General features: G+C 68.1%; 26 protein-coding genes. 20 read left to right on the top strand and 6 right to left on the bottom strand.

Features of this window, described 5'->3' with window-relative positions:
* Position 1: 1 nt before the first annotated feature.
* Together AC5Y46_RS07200 and AC5Y46_RS07195 are read left to right on the top strand one after the other, a co-directional pair.
* The gene (locus AC5Y46_RS07200) at positions 2-1594 is read left to right on the top strand and encodes an MFS transporter (RefSeq protein ID WP_499990534.1); all 1593 of its coding nucleotides are present in this window, start codon (positions 2-4) and stop codon (positions 1592-1594) included.
* Positions 1595-1702: 108 nt separating this feature from the next.
* Complete coding sequence (locus AC5Y46_RS07195; protein WP_499990533.1) at positions 1703-3448, top strand: proline--tRNA ligase; 1746 nt, start codon at positions 1703-1705, stop codon at positions 3446-3448.
* A 96-nt stretch (positions 3449-3544) separates the two neighbouring features.
* Here the strand turns inward: AC5Y46_RS07195 and AC5Y46_RS07190 are convergent, their stop codons facing one another.
* Complete coding sequence (locus AC5Y46_RS07190) at positions 3545-4009, bottom strand: ferritin-like domain-containing protein (RefSeq protein WP_499990532.1); 465 nt, start codon at positions 4007-4009, stop codon at positions 3545-3547.
* Complete coding sequence (locus tag AC5Y46_RS07185; RefSeq protein WP_499990531.1) at positions 4006-4551, bottom strand: hypothetical protein; 546 nt, start codon at positions 4549-4551, stop codon at positions 4006-4008. The genes AC5Y46_RS07190 and AC5Y46_RS07185 overlap by 4 nt, the downstream gene beginning before the upstream one ends.
* Before the next feature lie 134 nt (positions 4552-4685).
* Here AC5Y46_RS07185 and rimP point away from each other — a divergent pair, with 134 nt between their 5' ends.
* From rimP to AC5Y46_RS07130, 11 genes are all read left to right on the top strand, one after another.
* Complete coding sequence (gene rimP / locus AC5Y46_RS07180; RefSeq protein ID WP_499942214.1) at positions 4686-5207, top strand: ribosome maturation factor RimP; 522 nt, start codon at positions 4686-4688, stop codon at positions 5205-5207.
* Positions 5204-6247 (top strand): transcription termination factor NusA, encoded by a 1044-nt coding sequence (gene nusA, locus AC5Y46_RS07175; RefSeq protein WP_499942216.1) that lies wholly within the window; start codon positions 5204-5206, stop codon positions 6245-6247. Before rimP ends, nusA begins: the two co-directional genes overlap by 4 nt.
* 126 nt (positions 6248-6373) lie before the next feature.
* Positions 6374-6658 (top strand): YlxR family protein, encoded by a 285-nt coding sequence (locus tag AC5Y46_RS07170; protein ID WP_499942373.1) that lies wholly within the window; start codon positions 6374-6376, stop codon positions 6656-6658.
* 86 nt (positions 6659-6744) lie between these two features.
* Positions 6745-9537 (top strand): translation initiation factor IF-2, encoded by a 2793-nt coding sequence (gene infB / locus AC5Y46_RS07165; RefSeq protein WP_499942218.1) that lies wholly within the window; start codon positions 6745-6747, stop codon positions 9535-9537.
* 9 nt (positions 9538-9546) lie between these two features.
* Positions 9547-10089: a 30S ribosome-binding factor RbfA gene (rbfA, locus tag AC5Y46_RS07160; RefSeq protein WP_499942220.1), complete on the top strand. Its 543-nt coding sequence runs from the start codon at positions 9547-9549 to the stop codon at positions 10087-10089.
* Positions 10028-11077: a DHH family phosphoesterase gene (locus AC5Y46_RS07155; protein ID WP_499942221.1), complete on the top strand. Its 1050-nt coding sequence runs from the start codon at positions 10028-10030 to the stop codon at positions 11075-11077. Before rbfA ends, AC5Y46_RS07155 begins: the two co-directional genes overlap by 62 nt.
* Before the next feature lie 6 nt (positions 11078-11083).
* Positions 11084-12406, top strand: coding sequence for an MATE family efflux transporter (locus AC5Y46_RS07150; RefSeq protein ID WP_499942223.1), 1323 nt, complete (start codon positions 11084-11086; stop codon positions 12404-12406).
* A 31-nt stretch (positions 12407-12437) separates the two neighbouring features.
* Entirely contained in the window at positions 12438-13337 is a 900-nt protein-coding gene (locus tag AC5Y46_RS07145; RefSeq protein ID WP_499990529.1) for a carbohydrate ABC transporter permease, read from the top strand.
* A complete protein-coding gene (locus AC5Y46_RS07140) occupies positions 13334-14152 on the top strand; it encodes a carbohydrate ABC transporter permease (RefSeq protein WP_499990528.1) in 819 nt (272 codons plus the stop codon). Before AC5Y46_RS07145 ends, AC5Y46_RS07140 begins: the two co-directional genes overlap by 4 nt.
* A gap of 2 nt (positions 14153-14154) precedes the next feature.
* The gene (locus tag AC5Y46_RS07135; protein WP_499990527.1) at positions 14155-15468 is read left to right on the top strand and encodes an ABC transporter substrate-binding protein; all 1314 of its coding nucleotides are present in this window, start codon (positions 14155-14157) and stop codon (positions 15466-15468) included.
* Positions 15461-16543 (top strand): ABC transporter ATP-binding protein, encoded by a 1083-nt coding sequence (locus tag AC5Y46_RS07130; RefSeq protein WP_499990526.1) that lies wholly within the window; start codon positions 15461-15463, stop codon positions 16541-16543. The genes AC5Y46_RS07135 and AC5Y46_RS07130 overlap by 8 nt, the downstream gene beginning before the upstream one ends.
* Here AC5Y46_RS07130 and AC5Y46_RS07125 read toward each other — a convergent pair.
* Positions 16540-17289 (bottom strand): enoyl-CoA hydratase, encoded by a 750-nt coding sequence (locus tag AC5Y46_RS07125; protein WP_499942233.1) that lies wholly within the window; start codon positions 17287-17289, stop codon positions 16540-16542. The genes AC5Y46_RS07130 and AC5Y46_RS07125 overlap by 4 nt on opposite strands.
* Positions 17290-17348: 59 nt before the next feature.
* On the opposite strand from AC5Y46_RS07125, the gene AC5Y46_RS07120 reads away from it, so the two are divergent.
* From AC5Y46_RS07120 to AC5Y46_RS07105, 4 genes are read left to right on the top strand one after another with little or no spacing between them, the layout of a single operon-like run.
* A complete protein-coding gene (locus AC5Y46_RS07120) occupies positions 17349-17564 on the top strand; it encodes a type II toxin-antitoxin system Phd/YefM family antitoxin (protein ID WP_499942375.1) in 216 nt (71 codons plus the stop codon).
* The gene (locus AC5Y46_RS07115) at positions 17561-17953 is read left to right on the top strand and encodes a type II toxin-antitoxin system VapC family toxin (protein WP_499990525.1); all 393 of its coding nucleotides are present in this window, start codon (positions 17561-17563) and stop codon (positions 17951-17953) included. The genes AC5Y46_RS07120 and AC5Y46_RS07115 overlap by 4 nt, the downstream gene beginning before the upstream one ends.
* Before the next feature lie 29 nt (positions 17954-17982).
* The gene (locus tag AC5Y46_RS07110) at positions 17983-18243 is read left to right on the top strand and encodes a DUF2277 domain-containing protein (RefSeq protein ID WP_499990523.1); all 261 of its coding nucleotides are present in this window, start codon (positions 17983-17985) and stop codon (positions 18241-18243) included.
* Complete coding sequence (locus tag AC5Y46_RS07105; protein WP_499990522.1) at positions 18240-18785, top strand: DUF1802 family protein; 546 nt, start codon at positions 18240-18242, stop codon at positions 18783-18785. Before AC5Y46_RS07110 ends, AC5Y46_RS07105 begins: the two co-directional genes overlap by 4 nt.
* Here the strand turns inward: AC5Y46_RS07105 and AC5Y46_RS07100 are convergent.
* Together AC5Y46_RS07100 and AC5Y46_RS07095 are read right to left on the bottom strand one after the other, a co-directional pair.
* Positions 18744-20456, bottom strand: coding sequence for a CocE/NonD family hydrolase (locus AC5Y46_RS07100; RefSeq protein WP_499990521.1), 1713 nt, complete (start codon positions 20454-20456; stop codon positions 18744-18746). The two genes, AC5Y46_RS07105 and AC5Y46_RS07100, sit on opposite strands and share 42 nt — an antisense overlap.
* Positions 20457-20479: 23 nt before the next feature.
* A complete protein-coding gene (locus AC5Y46_RS07095; protein WP_499990595.1) occupies positions 20480-21061 on the bottom strand; it encodes a DUF3558 domain-containing protein in 582 nt (193 codons plus the stop codon).
* Between the two features lie 101 nt (positions 21062-21162).
* On the opposite strand from AC5Y46_RS07095, the gene pptH reads away from it, so the two are divergent.
* From pptH to truB, 3 genes are read left to right on the top strand one after another with little or no spacing between them, the layout of a single operon-like run.
* Positions 21163-22119 (top strand): ACP phosphodiesterase PptH, encoded by a 957-nt coding sequence (gene pptH, locus AC5Y46_RS07090; protein WP_499942243.1) that lies wholly within the window; start codon positions 21163-21165, stop codon positions 22117-22119.
* 8 nt (positions 22120-22127) lie between these two features.
* On the top strand, positions 22128-22796 hold the full coding sequence (gene pptT, locus AC5Y46_RS07085; protein WP_499990593.1) for a 4'-phosphopantetheinyl transferase PptT: 669 nt from the start codon (positions 22128-22130) through the stop codon (positions 22794-22796).
* The gene (gene truB / locus AC5Y46_RS07080; RefSeq protein ID WP_499942245.1) at positions 22793-23677 is read left to right on the top strand and encodes a tRNA pseudouridine(55) synthase TruB; all 885 of its coding nucleotides are present in this window, start codon (positions 22793-22795) and stop codon (positions 23675-23677) included. The genes pptT and truB overlap by 4 nt, the downstream gene beginning before the upstream one ends.
* Here the strand turns inward: truB and AC5Y46_RS07075 are convergent.
* Positions 23674-24420 carry an SDR family oxidoreductase gene (locus tag AC5Y46_RS07075; RefSeq protein WP_499942247.1) on the bottom strand — a complete coding sequence of 249 codons (747 nt, stop codon included), beginning with the start codon at positions 24418-24420 and terminating at the stop codon, positions 23674-23676. The genes truB and AC5Y46_RS07075 overlap by 4 nt on opposite strands.
* Positions 24421-24559: the final 139 nt, after the last annotated feature.

Raw genomic sequence — 24559 nt, 5'->3', positions numbered from 1 at the left:
TATGACGGCTCTCAACGACTCAGAGCGGGTTGTCCACAGCTGGACGGACGGCAGCTCGAAAAGTTCGGCGTCGGAGCGTCCCACAGAATCGGTGGAGACCCCTTTGCAGCGCCTGAGCAGGTATTACCCGACCTGGATGCCCTCGTACCGCTTCATCGCGGCGGTCATCGCGATCGGCGGGATGCAGCTGTTGGCCACCATGGACAGCACCGTCGCCATCGTCGCCCTTCCTAAGATTCAGGACGAGCTCAGCCTGTCCGATGCGGGCCGCAGCTGGGTGATCACCGCTTACGTGCTGACTTTCGGCGGATTGATGCTGCTCGGCGGCCGGCTCGGCGACACCATCGGGCGCAAGCGCACCTTCATCGTCGGTGTCGCGCTGTTCACCATCTCCTCGGTGCTGTGCGCGGTGGCCTGGGATGAAGTGACGCTGGTCATCGCCCGGTTGTCCCAAGGCGTCGGGTCGGCGATCGCGTCACCGACCGGCCTGGCTCTGGTGGCGACCACCTTCCCGAAGGGCCCGGCGCGTAACGCCGCGACCGCGGTGTTCGCCGCGATGACCGCGATCGGGTCCGTGATGGGTCTGGTGGTCGGCGGCTTCCTGACCGAGTACTCCTGGCGGTTGGCGTTCATGGTCAACGTGCCGATCGGGCTGGTGATGATCTACCTGGCCCGCACCGCGCTGCGGGAGACCAACCGGGAGCGGATGAAGCTGGACGCCGCCGGCGCCATGCTGGCCACGCTGGCCTGCACCGCGGCCGTCTTCGCTTTCTCGATCGGCCCGGAGAAGGGCTGGATCTCGGTCACCACCATCGGTTCGGGTGTGGTGGCGCTGGGCGCGGCCATCGCGTTCATCATCGTCGAGCGCACCGCGGAGAACCCCGTCATCCCGTTCGAGTTGTTCCGTGACCGCAACCGGCTGGTCACCTTCGGCGCGATCTTCCTCGCCGGTGGCGTCATGTTCAGCCTGACCGTGTCCATCGGCCTGTACGTGCAGGACATCCTGGGCTACAGCGCGTTGCGGGCCGGCGTCGGCTTCATCCCGTTCGTGATCGCCATGGGCATCGGCCTGGGCATCTCCTCGCAGCTGGTGTCCCGGTTCTCGCCGCGGGTGCTGACCATCGGTGGTGGATGGCTATTGCTCGGCGCGATGCTGTACGGCTCGTTCTGCATGCACCGCGGCGCCCCCTACTTCCCGAACCTGGTGCTGCCCATCGTGGTCGGCGGCATCGGCATCGGCATGGTGGTCGTGCCGCTGACCTTGTCGGCCATTGCCGGGGTCGGCTTCGACCAGATCGGCCCGGTGTCGGCGATGACGCTGATGCTGCAGAGCCTGGGCGGGCCGCTGGTGCTGGCCGTCATCCAGGCCGTGATCACCTCCCGCACTCTCTACAACGGCGGCATCACCGGGCCGGTGAAGTTCATGAACGAACTTCAGCTGCATGCACTGGACAAGGGCTACACCTACGGCCTGCTGTGGGTGGCCGGGACGGCCGTCATCGTCGGCTGTGCGGCGCTGTTCATCGGCTACACACCCGAAGAGGTGGCGCACGCGCAGGAAGTCAAGGAAGCGATCGACGCGGGGGAGCTGTAGTTCGCTAGCGGCCGCCGTGCCGAGCGTCACGCCAGGGTGGCGCAAGCGCTCGATCGTCGCGCTGGCGTGACGCTCACCGCACCGGACGGCAGGCTAGGCTTGCCGCTCGTGATCACCCGGATGTCCGAGCTGTTCCTGCGCACCCTGCGCGACGATCCCGCCGACGCCGAAGTGCCCAGCCACAAGCTGCTGATCCGCGCCGGCTACGTCCGGCCCATCGCGCCGGGGCTGTACAGCTGGCTCCCGCTCGGCCTGAAGGTCCTGCGCAACATCGAACGCATCGTGCGCGAGGAGATGAACGCCATCGGCGGGCAGGAGATCCTGTTCCCCGCGCTGCTGCCGCGTGCGCCGTACGAGACCACCAACCGCTGGACCGAATACGGCGAAAACCTGTTCCGGCTCAAAGACCGCCGGAAGAACGACTACCTGCTGGGCCCGACCCACGAGGAGCTGTTCACCCTCACCGTCAAAGGCGAGTACAGCTCCTACAAGGACTTCCCGCTCACGCTGTATCAGATCCAGACCAAGTACCGCGACGAGGCGCGCCCGCGTGCCGGCATCCTGCGGGGCCGCGAGTTCGTCATGAAGGACTCCTACTCCTTCGATATCGACCCCGCCGGGCTCCAAACCTCCTACGACGCGCACCGCGAGGCCTACCAGCGCATCTTCGACCGCCTCGCGGTGCGCTACGTCGTCGTGTCGGCGGTCTCCGGCGCGATGGGCGGCAGTGCCTCCGAGGAGTTCCTGGCCGAAAGCCCCGTCGGCGAAGACACCTTCGTGCGCTGCCTGGAATCCGGCTACGCCGCCAACGTCGAAGCCGTCGTCACCGCGCGCCCCGAGCCGACACCCACCGACGGCCTGCCGGCCGCCCAGGTCCACGACACCGGCGACACCCCGACCATCGCCACCCTCGTCGCTTGGGCCAACGAAAGCCTGGGTCGCACGATCACCGCCGCCGACACCCTCAAGAACGTCCTGGTCAAGGTCCGCCAGCCCGGCGGCGATTGGGAGCTGCTCGCCATCGGTGTGCCCGGGGACCGCGAGGTGGACGACAAGCGGCTGGGCGCGGCATTGGAACCCGCCGAGTACGCGTTGCTCAGCGACGCCGACTTCGCCGAACACCCCTTCCTGGTCAAGGGCTACATCGGCCCTAAAGCGTTGCAGGACAACAAAGTTCGCTACCTCGTCGACCCGCGCGTGGTCGACGGCACCAGCTGGATCACCGGGGCCGACGAACCCGGGCGCCACGTGGTCGGGCTGGTGGCCGGCCGCGACTTCACCGCCGACGGCACCATCGAGGCCGCCGAGGTGCGCGAAGGCGACCCCTCGCCCGACGGCGCCGGTCCGTTGGTGATGGCCCGTGGCATCGAGATCGGCCACATCTTCCAGCTCGGCCGCAAGTACACCGACGCATTCACCGCCGACGTGCTCGGCGAGGACGGCAAACCGGTGCGGTTGACGATGGGTTCCTACGGCATCGGGGTGTCGCGGCTGGTCGCCGTCGTCGCCGAACAGCACCACGACGAGCTCGGGCTGCGGTGGCCGTCGTCGATCTCGCCGTTCGGGGTCCACCTGGTGATCGCCAACAAGGACGCCGAAGCCCGCCTGGGCGCGGCCAAGCTGGCCGCGGATCTGGACAAGGTCGGCGTCGACGTGTTGCTCGACGACCGTCAGGCCTCGCCGGGCGTCAAGTTCAAGGACGCCGAACTGCTGGGCGTGCCGTGGGTCCTGGTGGTGGGCCGGGGCTGGGCGGACGGCCGGATCGAGCTCCGCGACCGCTTCGCCAGTCAGACGACCGAGCTGGCCGTCGGCGATTCACTGGTCACCGACATCGTGGCAGCGATCAGCCCCTAGCGAGGTACGGCGAGCAGACGCAAAAGCCCCTCATTTCGGCACGAAATGGGGGCTTTTGCGTCTGCTCGCGAGCGGGAGGTGCCCCCCTGCTCGCGCTTACTCGTTGCCGCCGGGGAACGACGTGGTGATCGGCCAGCCACCCAGCACTTTGTTCCAGCGGGCCGCCAGCACCGCACTCTGAGTCAGGGCATTCGAGGCGAAGGCGCGGTCCTCGGCGGTGTCGGCGTGCTCGACGACCGCCCGCCACGCCGTCGCGCCGTCGTTCTCCATCCGCGCCGCCAGCCGGGCCGCTTCCGACGGGCTGGCCACCGGGGAGGGCAACTGGTAGCCGGCCGCGGCGACCGGCACGGTGGCCTTGCGGGCGGTCAGCATCGCGATGACGTCGTCGCGGCGCTGGCGGTGCTGGTTGAGGGCTTCCACCACGAGGTCGTTGACGCTCGGCGGCGACATCGCGGACACGATCCCGTAGCCGTAGATGGTGGCGTGCTCGACGGCGAGCGCGTCGCTGAACGCGGTGATGTCGGCGTCTTTGCCGGCGGGGGCACGTTTCGGTCCGGTCATATCGACGGTCCCCCGGGTACCAGCGCGACGGTCGCAGAGGCGGTGCAGCAGGCGGCGATCGAGGCCAACAGGCCCGCCCGGTAGCCCGACGACGTCGCGACCAGCCGGCTGGCGTCCTCGGCCGACTTGCGCAGTGAGTCGATGACGTCGGACACCGGAGGCGGCGGCGGTGGCGGCCCCTCCGGCTCGGTGGGGGTCGCACTCGCGCTGGAGCTGCTGGTCTCGCTGGTCGACGAAACCAACTTGCCCGCGGCGCGGGCGATCTCGGTGGACAACGCCCGGGCGTGCGCGGCGCGCTGGGTGGCTACCACGGTCAGCGCGGCCGCGATCTGCGGCGGGCTGCCGATCGCTCCGGCCGCCGCGGCCGCCAGCGCACTGTCGTGGCGCGCCTGTTCCAGCGGGCTCAGCAACTCTTCGACGACGGGCGGCTTGGGCGCCGACTCGCTGCAAGCGGTTGCCACTGAAAGTGCAGCGAGAGCGACGCCACCGGCGAGTACACCCCGCCGACTGATGACGGGTACTGCTTCGGGCACGTTCCACATCCTGCCATCACGGTGCCCCTCGGACGGTAGGCACGTTGCGGTCGGACCCGGACGAGACGATCAGGGCGTTATCGGCGGTTCCTGGCGTATCGTTGATAGCTGGCTCAAAGACAACTCAAGATGAGGAGCTCGCCGTGACCACCGGGCTACCTTCGCAGACGCAGGTGATCGAGCTACTCAGTGGTGAGTTCGCGCGCGCCGGCTACGAGATCGAAGACGTAGTCATCGACAGTCGCACCCGTCCGCCGCGCATCACCGTGATCGCCGACGGCGACACCGCCCTGGACCTGGACACCATCGCTTCGCTGTCCCATTCGGCGTCGACTTTGCTGGACGGCGCGGACGACGGTCGCGGCACCCCCTACGTGCTCGAGGTCAGTTCGCCCGGCGTCGAGCGCCCGTTGACCAGCGAGAAGCATTTCCGTCGGGCGCGGGGACGCAAGGTAGACGTGGTGCTGGCCGACGGCTCGCAGTTGTCCGGGCGGGTCGGCCAGACCGGCGACGGCACGGTCGCGCTGGTGGTCCGCGCCGGCCGCGACCTGGCGGTGCGCGAGATCAAGCTCGGAGAAATCGCCAAAGCTGTTGTGCAGGTTGAGTTTTCGACGCCAGCACGAGCAGAGCTGGAGTTGGCGCACGGGACGGAGGCGGGAACATGAACATCGACATGGCCGCTCTGCATGCCATCGAAGTCGACCGGGGCATCTCGGTCAACGAGCTGCTGGAGACGATCAAGTCCGCGCTGCTCACCGCGTACCGGCACACCCAGGGTCATCAGACCGACGCCCACATCGAGATCGACCGCAAGACCGGCGTCGTCAAGGTCATCGCCCGCGAAACCGACGACGAAGGCCGCCTGATCAGCGAGTGGGACGACACCCCGGAGGGTTTCGGCCGCATCGCCGCCACCACGGCACGTCAGGTGATGCTGCAGCGCTTCCGCGACGCCGAGAACGAGCGCACCTTCGGCGAGTTCTCCACCCGGGAAGGCGAAATCGTCGCCGGGGTGATCCAGCGCGACAACCGAGCCAACCTGCGCGGGCTGGTCGTGGTGCGGATGGGTACCGAGACCAAGGCGTCCGAAGGAGTGATCCCGGCCGCCGAACAGGTCCCCGGCGAAACCTACGAGCACGGCAACCGGGTCCGCTGCTACGTCGTCGGCGTGAGTCGCGGCGCCCGCGAGCCGGTGATCACGCTCTCCCGCACCCACCCCAACCTGGTGCGCAAGCTGTTCTCGCTGGAAGTGCCCGAGATCGCCGACGGATCGGTGGAGATCGTGGCGGTGGCCCGGGAGGCGGGGCATCGCTCCAAGATCGCGGTGAAGTCCAACGTCGCGGGCTTGAACGCCAAGGGCGCCTGTATCGGTCCGATGGGGCAGCGGGTCCGCAACGTGATGAGCGAGCTGTCCGGAGAGAAGATCGACATCATCGACTTCGACGAGGACCCGGCCCGCTTCGTGGCCAACGCGCTGTCGCCGGCGAAAGTCGTCTCGGTCTCGGTGATCGACGCGACCGCGCGCGCGGCACGGGTGGTGGTGCCCGACTTCCAGCTGTCGCTGGCCATCGGCAAGGAAGGGCAGAACGCGCGGTTGGCGGCCAGACTGACCGGGTGGCGCATCGACATCCGGGGCGACGCGCCGGCCCAACCCGGCACCCAACCCGACCACGGCGCCAGCCACGGAATGGCCCACGAGCGGTAGTGGGGTCCGACTACCCAGCGGGTGGTTCGGAGCAGTGGTCGGGTAACGCTAGACTGAGCCGTGATCCAGCGCGAGCCTTCGGCCTCGGCGCACCGAAGCCCGGACAACCCCAGCGGACCGGTGCGGATGTGTGTCGGATGCCGGAAGCGAGAGTTGGCCGTCGAACTGCTTCGAGTGGTGGCTCGGTCTGACGGGAACGGCAGCTACGCCGTGATCGTTGACACGGCCGGACGCCTGCCGGGGCGAGGTGCATGGCTGCATCCCGTTCCGCAGTGTGTACAGCAGGCGATTCGGCGGCGAGCTTTCGCCCGAGCGCTGCGCATCACCGGTTCACCGGAAACATCCGCGGTGGTCGAGCACGTCGAGGCGCGCTCGTCCCACCGGGCAACAGAACAGGTAGCAAGAACATGAGCACACCGTGAAGTCCCGATGACCATGCGTCATAGCTAATACTTGAGGCGCGGCCCACGACTGTCGCCTCTGAGACAGGAGATGTAGTGGCAGGTAAGGCCCGCGTACACGAGTTAGCCAAGGAACTCGGTGTCACCAGCAAGGAAGTCCTCGCCCGACTGAGTGAACAGGGCGAATTCGTCAAATCCGCATCGTCGACGGTCGAGGCGCCGGTAGCCCGCCGGCTGCGCGAGTCGTTCGGCGGCGGCAAACCGGCAGCGCCCAAGGGCGCCGACAGCGCAGCCAAGGCCCCCGAGAAGGCGGCGGTCGCCGCCCCCGGTGCGGACCTGGACCGGGCGCTGGACAAAGCGGTCGGCAACGGCGCGGCCACCCCCGCGCCGGTCAAGCCCGCCGATCCCACCAGGACGGCGCCGCCCGCGGCCCCGGCCCGCCCGGCCGCTCCGGCAGCCGGCGCCAAGCCTGCGGCCCCGCCGACCCCGGGACCATCGGCCCCCACGCCGACCCCGGGACAGCCGTCGAGCCCACAGGCGCCCCATCCCGGCATGACTCCCGGGCCGCGTCCGGGCCCGGCGCCGAAGCCCGGGGTACGCACGCCGCGCGTCGGCAATAACCCGTTCTCGTCGGCGCAGCCCGTCGACCGGCCGATTCCCCGTCCGCACCCGCAGGCTCCGCGTCCCGGAGCGCCCCGCCCGGGTGCACCCCGGCCCGGTGCGTCACCCGGCAGCATGCCGCCGCGTCCCGGCGGCGCCGCCGGAGGCCCCCGTCCGCCCCGGACGGGTGCGCCGCGTCCCGGCGGTGCCCGTCCCGGCGGTCCCGGCGGCGACCGCACCGGCGGCGGCGGTAACTACCGCGGTGGCGGTGGTGTCGGTGCCGCACCCGGCGGTGGCGGCGGATTCCGCGGCCGTCCCGGCGGCGGCGGCCCCGGTGGTGGCGGCGGTGGCCGTCCGGGTCAGCGCGGCGGCGCGGCCGGCGCGTTCGGCCGTCCCGGCGGTGCGCCCCGACGCGGCCGCAAGTCCAAGCGGGCCAAACGCGCCGAATACGAGAACATGCAGGCGCCCGTCGTCGGTGGCGTGCGGCTGCCGCACGGCAACGGCGAGACGATCCGGCTGGCGCGCGGTGCCTCGCTGAGCGACTTCGCCGACAAGATCAACGCCAACCCGGCCGCGCTGGTCCAGGCGCTGTTCAACCTCGGCGAGATGGTCACGGCCACCCAGTCGGTCGGCGACGAGACGCTGGAGCTGCTGGGCAGCGAGATGAACTACGTCGTCCAGGTCGTCAGCCCCGAGGACGAGGACCGCGAGCTGCTGGAGTCCTTCGACCTCACCTACGGCGAGGACGAGGGCGGCGAGGACGACCTGCAGACCCGTCCGCCGGTGGTGACCGTCATGGGTCACGTCGACCACGGTAAGACGCGCCTGCTGGACACCATCCGGAAAGCCAGCGTCCGTGAGGGCGAAGCCGGCGGCATCACCCAGCACATCGGTGCCTACCAGGTGGGTGTCGAACACGACGGCGCCGACCGGTTGATCACCTTCATCGACACCCCGGGTCACGAGGCGTTCACCGCCATGCGTGCCCGCGGCGCCAAGGCCACCGACATCGCCATCCTGGTGGTCGCGGCCGACGACGGTGTGATGCCGCAGACGGTGGAGGCCATCAACCACGCGCAGGCCGCCGACGTGCCGATCGTGGTGGCGGTCAACAAGATCGACAAGGAGGGCGCCGACCCGGCCAAGATCCGCGGTCAGCTCACCGAATACGGTCTGGTGGCCGAGGAGTTCGGCGGCGAGACGATGTTCGTCGACATCTCGGCCAAGCAGGGCACCAACATCGAGGCACTCGAGGAGGCGGTGCTGCTGACCGCCGACGCCGCTCTGGACCTGCGGGCCAACCCCGACATGGAAGCCCAGGGTGTGGCCATCGAAGCGCACCTGGACCGCGGTCGCGGTCCGGTTGCCACCGTGCTGATCCAGCGCGGAACCCTGCGGGTGGGCGACTCGGTGGTGGCCGGCGACGCCTACGGCCGGGTCCGGCGGATGGTCGACGAACACGGCGAGGACGTCGAGGAAGCATTGCCGTCGCGTCCGGTGCAGGTCATCGGCTTCACGTCGGTGCCCGGTGCCGGTGACAACTTCCTGGTCGTCGACGAGGACCGCATCGCCCGCCAGATCGCCGACCGGCGCAGCGCCCGCAAGCGCAACGCGCTGGCGGCCCGCAGTCGCAAGCGGATCAGCCTGGAGGACCTGGACTCGGCGCTGAAGGAAACCAGCCAGCTGAACCTGATCCTCAAGGGCGACAACGCCGGTACCGTCGAGGCGCTGGAAGAGGCCCTGATGGGTATCGAGGTCGACGACGAGGTGGCGTTGCGCGTCATCGACCGCGGTGTCGGTGGCATCACCGAGACCAACGTCAACCTGGCGTCGGCGTCGGATGCGATCATCATCGGCTTCAACGTCCGCGCCGAGGGCAAGGCGACCGAACTGGCCAACCGCGAGGGTGTGGAGATCCGCTACTACTCGGTGATCTACCAGGCGATCGACGAGATCGAGAAGGCCCTGCGCGGCATGCTCAAGCCGATCTACGAGGAAAACCAGTTGGGTCGGGCCGAGATCCGGGCGATCTTCCGGTCCTCCAAGGTCGGCATCATCGCCGGTTGCATGGTCAGTTCCGGTGTGGTGCGCCGCAACGCCAAGGCTCGGCTGCTTCGGGACAACATCGTGGTCACCGAAAACCTGTCGATCAACTCGCTGCGCCGGGAGAAGGACGACGTGACCGAGGTCCGCGAGGGTTTCGAATGCGGTCTGACACTGGGCTATTCGGACATCAAGGAAGGCGACATCATCGAGTCCTTCGAGCTGGTCCAGAAGGAACGGTCATGAGGCCGGCGCATGGCTGATCCGGCCCGCGCGCGCCGACTGGCCAAGCGGATCAGCACCATCGTCGCCTCGGCGATCGAATACGAGATCAAGGACCCGAGGCTGGCCGGCGTCACCGTCGTCGACACGAAGGTGACCGCCGACCTGCACGACGCGACCGTCTACTACACGGTGATGGGGCCGACGCTGGACGACGAGCCCGACTATGCGGGCGCGGCCGCGGCACTGGACCGCGCCAAGGGTGTGCTGCGGACGAAGGTGGGTGCGGGTACGGGGGTACGGTTCACTCCGACCTTGACGTTCGAACGCGACACCACCTCCGACGCGGTGAATCGGATGGAAGAGTTGCTCGCCCGGGCACGGGCGGCGGACGCCGATCTGGCACGGGTACGGGTGGGTGCGAAGCCGGCCGGGGAGGCCGACCCGTACCGTGATACTGGGTCGGCGGCCGAACCGCCGGTCTCCGGGGGACTTAGCGAAGCTGGGAACGCCGATGACTTCGACCGACCGCAAGACCGACCGCAAAATCGACCGCAAGACCGACCCGAAGACTGAGCTGACCGGGATGTCGCGCCTTTCGGGGGCGCGCGTCGACGCTGTCGACGCCGCTCAACTGCTGTCGTCCGCCAACACGGTCGCGGTGATCTGCCACGTCCATCCGGATGCCGACACCATCGGCGCCGGGCTGGCGCTGGCCGCGGTGCTCGACCACACCGACAAGAAGGTCCAGGTCAGTTTTGCCGCCCCCGCAGAGCTGCCGGAATCACTGCGCTCGCTGCCGGGCTGCCACCTGCTGGTCAGCCCCGAGGAACTGCGGCGCGACGTCGACCTGGTGGTGACCGTCGACGTTCCGAGCATCCACCGACTCGGTGGGCTGCGTGATCTGGCCGGTCCGGACCAGCAACTGCTCGTCATCGACCATCACGCCTCCAACGGCATGTTCGGCACCGCGAACTTCGTCGACGCGTCGGCGGATTCGACCACGATGATGGTCGCCGAGATCCTCGACGCCTGGGGCAAGCCGATCGACCGGGGCGTGGCGCACTGCATCTACGCCGGGTTGACCACCGACACCGGGTCATTCCGGTGGGCCAGCGCCCGCGCGCTGCGGCTGGCCGCGCGGCTGGTCGAACTCGGTGTGGACAACGCCGCGATCAGCCGCTCCCTGATGGACAGCCACCCGTTCGCGTGGTTGCCGATGCTCTCGCGGGTGCTGAGTTCGGCGCAGTTGGTGCCCGAGGCGGTCGGCGGGCGCGGATTGGTCTACGCCGTAGTCGACCATCGGGAATGGCTCGGGTCGCGCGCCGAGGAGGTGGAGAGCGTGGTCGACATCGTGCGCACCACCCAGCAGGCCGAGGTGGCTGCGGTGTTCAAGGAGGTCGACCCGCAGCAGTGGTCGGTGTCGATGCGCGCCAAGAACGACGTGGACCTGGCCTCGGTCGCGTCCGGGTTCGGTGGCGGCGGACACCGGTTGGCCGCGGGCTACTCGACGGCCGGCTCCATCGAAGACGTCGTAGCGTCGTTGCGCGCGGCGTTGGGCTGACCAGCCTTGACCGAGGGCGGCCGTCCCGCCGCCAGTGGTAGGCAGATCGCGGCGCTGGCCCTGCCGGCCCTCGGGGTGCTGGCCGCCGAACCGTTGTATCTGTTGTTCGACACCGCCGTGGTAGGTCGCCTCGGGGCGGTGCCGCTGGCGGGGCTGGCGATCGGCAGCCTGGTGCTCGGCGTCGTCAGCACCCAGCTGACGTTCCTGTCCTACGGCACCACGGCCCGCGCCGCCCGCTACTTCGGAGCCGCCGACCGCGCGGCCGCGGTCAACGAAGGCGTGCAGGCGACCTGGCTGGGGCTGGGTGTCGGAGCGGCGATCGTCGTCGCGGTCCAGGTCGCGGCGGTGCCGGTGGTGTCGGCGATCGCCGCGGGTGGACCGATCGCGGCGGCGGCGCTGCCGTGGTTGAGGCTGGCGATCCTGGGCGCACCCGCGATCCTCGTCTCGCTGGCCGGCAACGGCTGGATGCGCGGCGTGCAGGACACCGTGCGGCCGTTGCGTTTCGTCGCCACCGGGTTCGCGGTGTCGGGGCTGCTGTGCCCGCTGCTGGTCTACGGCTGGTTGGGCTTGCCGCGGCTGGGGCTGCCCGGATCGGCGGTGGCCAACCTGGTGGGTCAGTGGCTGGCGGCACTGCTGTTCGGCCGCGCGCTGCTGACCGAGCGGGTACCACTGCGGCCGGACCGGGCCGCGCTGCGCGCCCAGTTGGTGATGGGGCGCGATCTCATCCTGCGCAGCCTGGCCTTTCAAACCTGTTACGTGTCGGCAGCGGCGGTGGCGGCCCGGTTCGGGGCCGCGGCGCTCGCGGCCCATCAGGTCGTGTTGCAGCTGTGGACTTTCCTCGCGCTGGTGCTCGATTCGCTGGCCATCGCGGCGCAGTCACTGGTCGGCGCCGCTTTGGGCGCCGGGGAGGTCGCGCACGCGAAATGGGTGGCGTGGCGGGTGACGGCGTTCTCGCTGCTGGCTTCCGGGGTGCTGGCAGCCTGTTTCGCCGCGGGCTCCACGGTGTTGCCCAACTTGTTCACCGACGACGGCTCCGTGCTGGCTGCGATAGGGGTGCCGTGGTGGTTCCTGGTGGCTCAATTGCCGGTCGCGGGAATCGTTTTCGCCCTGGACGGGGTGCTGCTGGGGGCCGGGGATGCCGCGTTCATGCGCACCGCGACCGTGGTGAGCGCACTGGTGGGTTTCCTGCCGCTGATCTGGCTGTCGCTGGCTTACGACTGGGGCTTGACCGGCATCTGGTCGGGTCTGAGCACCTTCATGGTGTTGCGGCTGGCGTTCGGCGGTTGGCGGACGCTGTCCGGGCGTTGGGCGGTGCCAGGAGCGGCGTAGGGCGGCAGTTCTGCGGCGCTACACTGCGCCGGTGACGACGACGCGGCAGGCACGGAACCGGCCGTGGGGTGACTACGCATTGTTCGTCGTCCTGGTCGGCCCGAACGTGGCGTTGCTGTCGCTGTTCATCTACCGCCCGCTGATAGACAACATCCGGCTGTCGTTCTTCGACTGGAACATTTCAGACCCGCAGGCGAAGTTCGTCGGGTTCTCCAACTATGGGGAGTGGCTCACCCGCGTAGACACCCGCCAAATCGTGCTCAACACCGTGATCTTCACGGTGGCCGCGGTGGTCGGCTCGATGGTGTTGGGGCTGGCGTTGGCGATGTTGTTGGACCAACGGTTGCGCGGACGAAACCTGGTGCGCTCCATGGTTTTCGCACCGTTCGTGATATCCGGTGCGGCGGTCGGCCTGGCCGCGCAGTTCGTCTTCGACCCGCACTTCGGTCTGATCCAGGATCTGGCGCGCCGCTTCGGAGCCGGGGTGCCGGACTTTTACCAGGACGCGCGCTGGGCGATGTTCATGATCGTCGTCACCTACGTCTGGAAGAACCTCGGCTACACCTTCGTCATCTATCTGGCGGCGTTGCAGGGTGTGCGTCGAGACCTGTTGGAAGCGGCTGAGATCGACGGTGCGAGCCGGTGGACCACGTTCCGCCGGGTGCTGCTGCCGCAGTTGCGGCCCACCACGTTCTTCCTGTCGATCACCGTGCTGATCAACTCGTTGCAGGTCTTCGATGTCATCAACGTCATGACCCGCGGAGGTCCGGAGGGCACTGGCACCACGACGATGGTCTTCCAGGTGTATCTGGAGACCTTCCGCAACTTCCGTGCCGGCTACGGTGCCACCGTCGCCACGGTCATGTTCCTGGTGCTGCTGGCGATCACCTACTATCAGGTGCGAGTAATGGATCGGGCTGAGCGCCAATGAGATCCGCACGTTTTCTGGGTTATGCGGCCATGCTGCTGGTGGTGGCGCTGGTTGCCGGGCCGCTGGCATTCGTGTTCTTCACCTCGTTCAAGGATCAGCCGGACATCTATTCGCAGCCGACGACCTGGTGGCCGCCGCACTGGCACCCGCAGAATTATCGGACTGCCACGCAACAGATTCCGTTCTGGACCTACCTGCGCAACTCGGTGATCCTCACCACCGCGCTGGCGGCGGTGAAGTTCGTGCTCGGTGTCCTGAGCGCGTTCGGACTGGTGTTCCTGCACTTCCCGGGCCGCAACGCGGTGTTCCTGGTGATCATCGCCGCGCTGATGGTGCCCAACCAGATCACGGTGATCTCCAACTACGCGTTGATCTCTCAATTGGGACTGCGCAACACCTTTCCTGGCATCATCCTGCCGTTGGCCGGCGTCGCGTTCGGAACTTTCCTGATGCGCAACCACTTCCTGTCGTTGCCTACCGAGGTCATCGAAGCGGCCCGGATGGACGGCGCACGCTGGTGGCAACTGCTGTTGCGCGTGGTGCTGCCGATGTCGGGACCCACCATGGTGGCATTCGGCATCATCACCGTCGTCAACGAATGGAACGAATACCTTTGGCCGTTCCTGATGGCCGACGACGAATCGGTAGCACCCCTGCCGGTGGGGCTGACGTTCCTCCAGCAAGCAGAAGGAGTGACCAACTGGGGTCCGGTCATGGCGGTGACGCTGCTGGCGATGCTGCCGATCCTGCTCATCTTCATCGCGCTGCAACGGCAGATGATCAAGGGCCTCACGTCGGGCGCGGTCAAAGGGTAGCCGTGCATACCGTCAACCGCAGGCAATTTCTCGGGCTGATCGGCGCGGCCGGTGTGACCACCGGGTGCGCGGGGATGCGCGGTAACGGCACGATCAAATCCGGAAACGGCCCCATTTCCTTCTGGTCCAATCACCCCGGGATGTCCACCGCGGTGGAGCGAGAGTTGATCGCGCGCTTCGAGCAGAAGTTCCCTGACCTGCAGGTCAAGTTGATCGACGCCGGCAAGGACTACGACGAGGTGGCGCAGAAGTTCAACGCTGCGCTCATCGGCACCGATGTTCCCGATGTCGTTGTGCTAGACGATCGTTGGTGGTTCCATTTCGCGCTGAGCGGTGTCCTCACGCCACTGGACGAACTCTGGCGCCAGGTCGGCCTGGACACTTCGGATTATGTGGACTCGTTGCTGGCCGACTACGAGTTCGACGGCCACCATTACGCGTTGCCTTATGCGCGCTCGACGCCGCTGTTCTACTACAACAAAGCGGTATGGGAACGTGCCGGCCTGCCGGATCGCGGACCCGTCTCGTGGCCGGAGTTCGCGGAGTGGGGGCCGCGGTTGCAACGGGTGGTCGGGCCCCGCAACTGGGCGCATGGTTGGGCGAATTCCGAAGGGATCTCCTGGACATTCGAGGGTCCGATTTGGGCGTTCGGCGGCGCGTACTCCGACAAGTGGACGCTGAAGTTCACCGATCCGGCGACCATCGCGGCGGGTAATTTCCTGCGGGACTCCACTCATGGCGGGCGTTACGCAGTAGTCGCCAACAATGTCGCCAACGAGTTCGCCACCGGCATCCTCGCCTCGGCGGTGGCATCGACGGGTGCGCTCGTGGGCATCACCGCCGCGGCTGGATTCGACTTCGGGGTGGCGCCGCTGCCGAGCAGTCCCGGCGGCGCGCCCGCCTGCCCGACCGGCGGCGCCGGGCTGGCCATCCCGGCCAAGCTGTCCGACGAACGAAAACTCAACGCACTCAAGTTCATTGCCTACATCACCAGTCCGCGGTCCACCGTCTACTTCAGTCAGCGCACCGGCTATCTCGCGGTGCGAAAGTCGGCGGCCGACGATCCGAGCGAACAGCAGTATCTGGCCGAAAACCCCAATGCGCGAGTAGCTTTCGACCAGCTGCCGCATACCCGGCCGCAAGACTACGCGCGTGTCTTCCTGCCGGGCGCGGACCGCATCATCGCGGCGGGTCTGGAAACCATCGGCCTGAAGGGATCCGACGTGACAGCGACATTCAGCGGCATCGAAAAGCAATTGCAGGTCATCTACGACCGTCAGATCAAGCGGAAGCTATCGGATATGCGCCATGGCTGAAGTCCGCTACCGCGCGGTCTCCCACCGCTACCCGGGTGCAGCCGAGCTGGCAGTGGACAACCTGAGCCTGGATATTGCCGACGGCGAATTCCTGGTATTGGTCGGACCTTCCGGCTGCGGCAAGTCCACCACCTTGCGGATGCTGGCCGGACTGGAATCCGTTGCGAGCGGCCAGATCACAATCGGCGACGTGGACGTCACCCACTTGCCGCCGCGGGCGCGCGACGTCGCAATGGTTTTCCAGAACTACGCGCTCTACCCGAACATGACGGTGGCTGCCAATATGGGGTTCGCGCTGCGCAATGCGGGGATGTCACGCGCTGACACCCGCCTGCGTGTCCGAGAAGTCGCCACCATGTTGGAACTGACCGAGCTGCTCGACCGTAAGCCGGCAAAGCTGTCCGGCGGGCAACGCCAACGGGTGGCGATGGGCCGGGCGATCGTGCGTCGGCCGCAGGTGTTCTGCATGGACGAGCCGCTGTCGAACCTGGACGCCAAACTACGAGTCAGCACCCGATCGCAGATCTCTGCATTGCAGCGCCGACTGGGCACCACCACCGTCTACGTCACGCACGACCAGGTGGAGGCGATGACGATGGGGGACCGGGTCGCCGTGCTCAAAGATGGTGTGCTGCAACAGGTCGACACCCCACGCGCGCTGTACGACAACCCGGCCAACACGTTCGTGGCGACCTTCATCGGGGCTCCGTCGATGAACCTGATCGACGCCGAGGTCACCGACGGCGCAGTCACCTCTCCCGCTCTGGCGATACCGGTGCCCGGCGGCACGAACGGCCGGGTGCTGCTCGGTGTGCGGCCCGAGTCGTGGGACGTCACCACCCCGGGGGCACCCGGGTCGGTGAACGTACAGGTCGAACTTGTCGAAGAACTCGGCTTCGAATCCTTCGTCTACGCGACGCCGCGGCCGGAGGAGAGCTGGTCACCCCGCGCCGGGCGCATCGTGTTCCGCACCGACAGGCGCACCTCGGTCAGGGTGGGGGAGTCGTTGGCCATCGCGCCGCACCCGCATGAGGTGCGGTTCTTCGACAGCGCGACCGAAATTCGCCTGGGCTAACGCACCTGCGACCGTCCGCGCTGCAGCACCGCTTCCCGATTGGCGGCGATGTCGTCCCCGCTGGTCCGGAACTGCCGTGCCGCAGCGGCTTCCAGCCACAGCCCGCCGCCGATCTGCGCGTCGTCGATGTGATGGTAGGACGCCAGCAACGCGCGCACCGCGTCCTGGTTGTTGCCGACGATGGACGCCGCGACCCCGCGCGCGGTCGGCAGGAGCTGGTCATGCGGCACGACTTCGGTCACCAGCCCGGCGCGCAGCGCGTCGGCGGCCGAAAGGTAGTCGCCGGTCATGCTCATCCGCCGGGCCATGCCGACGCCCACCTTCTGCGGCAGTCGCACGCTCAGCCCCCACGTGGGCAGCAGACCCACCCGGGCGTGCGTGTCGGCGAACCTGGCCTGTTCGGAGGCGATCAGGATGTCGCAGTACAGCGCCAGTTCGAGTCCGCCGGTGACCGCGGCGCCGTTGATGGCGCCGATCACCGGCTTGGTCAGCGCCGGCCAGCGCGGGGAGATGTCGGGTAGCGCGGTCTGCCCACCCAATTCCTTGAGGTCCAGACCGGCGCAGAACACCGGGTCGGCGCCGGTGACGATGACGACGTCGACGTCGTCATCGGTTTCGGTGTCGGCCAGCGCGCCGAAGAACCGGTCGCGCAGCGCGGCGGACAGCGCGTTGCGCGACTGCGGGCGGTTCAGCGTCAGGGTGCGCACCCGCTCGTCGGTGTCTATCAGCAGGATGTCGTCGGTCATGCTCTCACCGTAGTCAATCGCGCAGGGCAGCCCAGTAAACTAACGCCATGACCAGAACTATGACCGCCACTGACGTCAAAGCAAAGATTCTGGCCCTGCTCGACGAAGTCGCCGACGGTGAGGAAATCGAGATCACCAAACATGGCCGTACGGTGGCCCGATTGGTCGGTGCGCGCGGCGCGCACGCGCTCAAGGGGCGGATGTCCGGCAGGGCGATGAGCGCCGTCGAAGAGGATGAACTCTTCGGCACCGATGTTTCCTGGGACGTCTCGTGACCACCGTGTTGCTCGACTCGCACGTGCTGCATTGGTGGTCGGCCGAGCCGGCGCGCCTGAGCAAATCGGCGCGCCAAGCCGTCGAACAAGCCGACGAGCTGGCCGTTGCCGCGATCACGTGGTTCGAACTTGCCTGGCTTGCCGAGCACGAACGCATCCTGCTGACGATCCCTGTGCGAACGTGGCTACAACAGCTCGCCGAAAATGTGCGCACGATCGGTATCACGCCGGCCGTGGCCGCGACTGCGGTCTCGCTTCCCTCGTCGTTCCCGGGTGACCCGGCTGACCGCCTGATCTACGCCTGCGCTGTCGAGCATGGCTGGCGACTGGTGACCAAGGATCGCGGACTGCGGAGTCATCGACACCCACGACCGGTTGCCGTCTGGTAACTGGTATTCGCCCGCCTATCGTGGACGCCATGTGCCGGAACATCACCGAATTGCGCGGGCTGGAGCCGCCCGCCACACCCGAGGAAGTCGCGGCCGCGGCGCGCCAGTATGTGCGCAAGGTCAGCGGCATCACCCGCCCGTCGGCGGCCAACGAAGCCGCGTTCGAAGCAGCGGTCGCCGAGGTCACGGCGACCACGACGCGGTTGCTGGAGGCGCTGCCGCAACGCCGGCAACCGCCTAGGACGGTGCCGCCGCTCCGCCGCCCCGAGGTGCTGGCCAGATTGCAATGAGTCCCGCGCTCAAAGAGTGGAGCGCCGCTGTGCACGCCCTGCTCGACGGGCGTCAGAGGATCCTGTTGCGCAAAGGCGGCATCGGCGAGAAGCGGTTCGACGTCGCGGCCCGCGAGTTCCTGCTGTTCCCGACGGTCGCGCACAGCCACGCCCAGCGCGTGCGGCCTGAGCACCAGGGCTTACTGGAACGGGCGGCCGAAGACAGCACCGACGAGCGCGTCACGATCCGGGCTGCGGCCAAAGTCGTTGCGGCGCTGGCAGTCAACCGGCCGGAGGGGCTGGCGCAGATCGAGGATCTGCATATCTGGACCGCCGAGTCGGTGCAAGCCGACCGGCTGGACTTCCGGCCCAAACACAAGCTCGCCGTGCTCGTGGTCAACGCGATCCCGCTCGCCGGGCCGGTGCGGCTGAGCCGCACTCCCGACTACGCCGGCTGCACCAGCTGGGTTGAGTTGCCCGTCACGTCCGCCCTGACCGAACCGGTGCACGACGACGCCGCATTAGCCGAGGTCGCCGGGCGAGTTCGCGCCGCCGTCGGCTGATCTTCGTTGCACCGGCAGCACTAGCCGGGAATCACCGAAATGCACCGAGTGCGTGGCCGGGCGCAGCTGATGCCCGGTCAGCATCGGCTCCTCGGTGCCCAGGTTGCGCGCGTAACGGGGGAACCAGCTGCCGGTGATCAGCACCCTGATGCGGGACCCGGCGGCGAATCGATGCGCGATGGCATCGAGTTCGATGGTGACGCGTCGGGTGCCCGACTCGTCGGTGGCCAGCCGGCGGTAACCGTCGCTGACGTTGCGGGACTTGCCTTTTGCGTCGACCTCGCTGACCCGGACGAACAGGTCGACGTTGGGGTTGTCGGCGCTGTGCTCCAGCTCGACGACGGGGTTGCCGTACACGTCCAGGTCGTGGGTGAGGGTGGTGCCGGTGAAGCTGAGCACATCGTCGCGCAACGCCAGGCGGGTGTCGTCGCGGTAGCCGCCCTTCGGCGAGAGCAGCGGACCGCCGGTGGTCGGCGTCGGGTCGGCCGGGTCGTAGTGAAAGTTCGCCGGCCGCGTCTTGGTCGTCGGCGGCGTGTCGCCCAGATGCCCGTAGGGCTGCAGAAAAAACACCTGATCGGTGGTCGCCGGCGGCCAGTCGGGCAGATGCCGCCAACCCCGGCCGGCGACGAACACGTGCACCGGGCTGGGACGACGCAGCTCGGGTGCGCCGCCGAGGTGCGTGTCGAGCCAGTCCAGCGTTTCGCGCGCGCAGGTCGGCATTCCCTGAAACAGCATCTGGGTGTGCGTCCACGGACCGACCGTCAGCGCCACATTGACGCCCCGGTCCTGCAGGTGCCGATACTGCTGCAAGGTCTGGCGCAGGAAGATGTCCTGCCACCCGCTGAGCAACAGCACCGGCACGTCCACCCGGTCCAGCGCGTCGGGGAAGCGCAGCCGATCCCAGAACGGGTCGTGGGCGTCGGTGTGTTCGACCCACGATTCGAACCACGGCGCCCCCGCGCCGAGCAACGCCCGCGCGGCCGGGCCCAGCGGCACCTCACCGACGGCTCGCGCCACCTTGCGAGGGGCGCGCAGCTGACGGATACCGGTCCGGATGCGGCCGGGATCCTCCTGGCGGGCGACCATAGCGCTCCAGCCCAGGAAATCGTTCACCGCGAACGTGCCGGTGCCCCACACCGAGTCCCGGAAGTCGTGCGGTCCCACCGTGATCACCGCCGCCGCCAACTCCGGCGGTGGATCCTGCAGCAGCGCCCACTGGGTGAAGCCGAGGTAGGACAGACCCACGGTGGCGAAGCGGCCGGTGAACCACGGCTGACGGCGCAGCCATTCCACCGTGTCGGAGCCGTCGGCGGCTTCGTTGGCCATCGGCTCGAAGTCGCCGGCGGACCCGAAGGTGCCCCGCACGCTCTGCAGCACGACGTGGTACCCGCGGGCGGCGTACAGGCGGGCGAAGGCCAGCGAGAACGGAAATCCGCGGCCGTAGGGGCCGCGGGCCAGCAGCGTGCCGGCCGGCTTGGACGTCTGCGGTGCGTAGTGGTCGCCGACCAGGTGCACGCCGTCGCGCATCGGGATCCGCACCTGCTGCACGGTGTAGCCCGTTCTCGCCCTTGGCAGGCCCAGCACCCGGCCCAGTGCACCCATAGCGACCTTGCCGCCGACACCAGCTACCCGAGTGCGCAGTCTCGGCTCGTCTATCGCTGTAGTGCTCACCCTGCCCAGGTTAGGGAAACGGCTCAGAACTTGTAGAGGGGAGCGAGTTCGTTGGCCCGCTGCAGGTTCGTCGAAGGGCAGTCGACGTCGGGTTCGGAGTAGACCGTGGAGTAGAACAGCGACTGTTGAATCACCCCGTAGCTGGTCTTGAACGTCACCATGCAGGAGATGTACCAGAAGCTGTTGTGGTACGTGGGTTTCATCACCCAGTACTGCGCTGCCCGGTGCCCCTGGATCGTGGTCTCGATGGCGTCCGGCGGCAGCGTCTGGGCGTAGGTCCGCCAGACGATCGGTTCCACGGCCAGCTGATAGTTGCCCGCGTCGAACTGGCAGCGCAGCCCCTCCTGGGGTTGCGGCGGCGTGAATGCCAGGCCCAGTCGCTGCGCCGCCTCGAACGGGATGTCGGTGCACGGATCGAACGGGCTCGGGTCCTGCGTCTCCACGATCGGGCTTTTCATCGTGGTCTGCATCGGCGCGGCGGTCGATCGCAACTCCACGTGGCCGCGTTGGGCCGGAGGCGGACCGTACTGCCAGCCCGCCACCCCCACTGTGACCGCTGTGGCCACCGCACCGAACGCTGCAGCCAGACGCACCTTGGCGAACACGAAACCCCCTGCTGTTGGCGGCACTATTGCCGGGAGTGTACAAGCCGGCTCCGCGCGGTCACAGCGAAACCAGTGACGTCCGGTCGCTAGGCTAATGAGTCGTGGCAGGACATGAGGCAGGGCAGCCGACGCTGTGGGCCGTTTCCGACCTGCACACCGGCCACCTGGGCAACAAGCCCGTCACCGAGTCCCTGCACCCGTCGTCGCCGGACGACTGGCTGATCGTCTGCGGCGACGTCGCCGAACGCACCGACGAGATCCGCTGGGCGCTGGACCTGCTGCGCCGCCGGTTCGCGAAGGTGATCTGGGTGCCGGGCAACCACGAGTTGTGGACCACCAACCGGGACCCGATGCAGATCTTCGGGCGCGCACGGTACGACTATCTGGTCAACATGTGCGACGAGATGGGCGTCGTCACCCCCGAGCACCCGTTCCCCGTCTGGACCGAGCGGGGCGGGCCGGCCACCATCGTGCCGATGTTCCTGCTCTACGACTACAGCTTCCTGCCGGCCGGAGCGCAGAGCAAAGCCGAAGGCATGGCGATCGCCAAGGAACGCAACGTGGTGTGCACCGACGAGTTCCTGCTCTCGTCGGAGCCCTACGCCACCCGCGACGCCTGGTGCCGCGACCGGGTGGCCAAGACCCGCGCGCGCCTCGAGCAGCTGGACTGGATGCAGCCGACCGTCCTGGTGAACCACTTCCCGCTGGTGCGCGACCCGTGCGACGCGCTGTTCTACCCGGAGTTCTCGCTGTGGTGCGGAACCACCAAGACCGCCGACTGGCACACCCGCTACAACGCGGTCTGCTCGGTGTATGGCCACCTGCACATTCCGCGCACCACCTGGTACGACGACGTGCGGTTCGAAGAGGTGTCGGTGGGTTACCCGCGGGAGTGGCGGCGCCGCAAGCCCTACAGCTGGCTGCGCCAGGTGCTGCCGGATCCGCAGTACGCGCCGGGCTACCTCAACGACTTCGGTGGCCATTTCGTCATCACGCCCGAGATGAAGGCGCAGGCCACCCAGTTCCGGGAACGATTGCGGCAGCGGCAGAATCGGTGACGGCGCGCATGCTGGTGTCGACGCTGTTGCCGGGCACGCTGGTCGAGGACATGGCTTACGCGGAGTTGTACTCCGACCCGCCCGGGCTGGCCCCGCTGCCGGAGGAGGAGTCGCTGATCGCCAAGTCGGTGGCCAAGCGCCGCAACGAGTTCATCACGGTACGGCACTGCGCCCGCGTCGCCCTCGGTGAGCTCGGGGTGGCGCCGGTGCCAATCCTCAAGGGCGACAAGGGCGAACCACGCTGGCCCGACGGTGTCGTGGGCAGCCTCACGCACTGCACCGGGTACCGGGGCGCGGTCGTCGGACGTCGGGGTGCCGTGCGATCGATCGGAATCGACGCTGAACCGCACGACGTGCTGCCCAACGGCGTGCTGGACGCGATCAGCCTGCCCGCCGAGCGCATCGAGATCCCCCGGGCCGTGCCATCGGGCCTGCATTGGGACCGAATCCTGTTCTGCGCCAAGGAAGCAACATACAAAGCCTGGTTTCCGCTGACCAACCGTTGGTTGGGGTTCGAGGACGCCCACATCACGTTCTCGGCCGACTCCGAATCCAGCGGGCGATTCGTGTCCCGCATCCTGATCGATCCGGCCGCGCTGTCCGGGCCGCCGTTGACATCGCTGGCTGGGCGCTGGTCGGTGGAGAGCGGCCTGGTGCTGACCGCCATCGTGTTATGAGCGACGCCGGGCTGGTGATCGTCGACAAACCGGCCGGCATCACCAGCCACGACGTGGTGGGGCGGTGCCGGCGGATCTTCGGTACCCGCCGGGTCGGTCACGCCGGGACGCTGGATCCGATGGCCACCGGGGTGCTGGTGATCGGTGTCGAGCGGGCCACCAAAATCCTCGGACTGCTCACCGCGACCTCGAAGTCGTACGCGGCCACCATCCGGCTGGGCCAGCGCACCTCCACCGAAGATGCCGAAGGTGTGCTGCTGCAATCTGTTTCGGCCGCGCACGTCACCGACGATGTGATTGCCGACGCGGTGGGGGCCTTGCGCGGCGACATCGACCAGGTCCCCTCGGCGGTCAGCGCGATCAAGGTCGGCGGCCGTCGCGCCTATCAGCTGGCCCGGGCCGGTGAGGCCGTCGAGCTGGCGGCACGCCCGGTGCGCATCGACCGCTTCGAGGTGCTGGCGGTGCGGCGCTCAGGAGACCTGGTCGATCTCGACGTGGAGGTGGACTGTTCGTCGGGCACCTACATCCGCGCGCTGGCCCGCGACCTGGGTGACGCGCTCGGGGTGGGCGCTCACCTGACGGCGTTGCGGCGCAACCGGGTTGGCCGTTTCGATCTGAGTCACGCGGTCACGCTCGACGAATTGGCTGAGCGGCCGCGACTGAGCCTCAGCCTGGACGAGGCGTGCCTGCTGATGTTTGCGCGCCGGGACCTCGATGCCGGCGAGGTCGACGCCGCCGCCAACGGCCGGGCGCTGTCCCCGGCCGGTATCGAGGGCGTGTACGCCGGGGCCGCCCCGGACGGGCGGGTGATCGCGTTGCTGCGCGACGAAGGTTCGCGTACCAAGTCGGTGGTGGTGATCCGCCCCGCGACCCTGAGCTAGGCGGTGAATCCGCCGTCGACGTTCAGGTTTGCGCCGGTCACGAATCCGGACTCGGGGCCCGCCAGGAAGCTGACGATGGCAGCGATGTCGCTGGTGTGCCCGTAGCGGCCGAGCGCGACGAGAGACCTTAAGCTGTCGGCGAATTCGCCTTCGTCGGGGTTCATCTCGGTGTTGATCGGACCGGGCTGCACGTTGTTCACGGTGATGCCGCGCGGGCCGAGTTCGCGGGCCAATCCGCGGGTCAGCGACGACACCGCACCCTTGGTCATCCCGTACACCGAGACCCCGGGTCCCGGTATCCGGTCGGCGTTGATGCTGCCGATGTTGATGATCCGCGCACCCTCGTGCAGATGCTTGATCGCGCTGCGGATGGCCCAGAAGACGCCGCCGATGTTGATGGACACCAGCCGCTCGAACTGCTCGGCATCGAAGTCATCGATAGGTGCGATGTGAATGGTGCCGGCGTTGTTCACCAGCACATCCAGGCCGCCGAGTTCGGCGACGGTCCGATCGACCGCCGCGGCGATCTGGGCCGGGTCGGCAGCATCTGCCTGGATCGCGACCGCTTTGCCGCCACCGGCCGTCACGTCGGCAACCAGTTTTTCGGCATTGGTTGCCGATGACGCGTAGGTGAATGCCACTGCGGCACCGTCTGCCGCCAGGCGGCGGACGATCTCGGCGCCGATGCCGCGCGAACCACCGGTGACCAGTGCTCGCCTCCCGCTCAGGATTGCTGTGCTCATCTCGACGACCTCCTAGGACGCTTGCGTTACGTCGGGGTCAAGTTGAAGAGCGTCGAATAGATTCCCAATATGTCGTGGGTCACAGAAAAAGCTGACCCGGCAAGCAGCTTGGCTTCGGCGCATTGCAGACTGAGTCAAA

Source organism: Mycobacterium sp. NGS59 (assembly GCF_059812345.1).
This window is presented reverse-complemented; position numbering and strand designations above follow the sequence as displayed.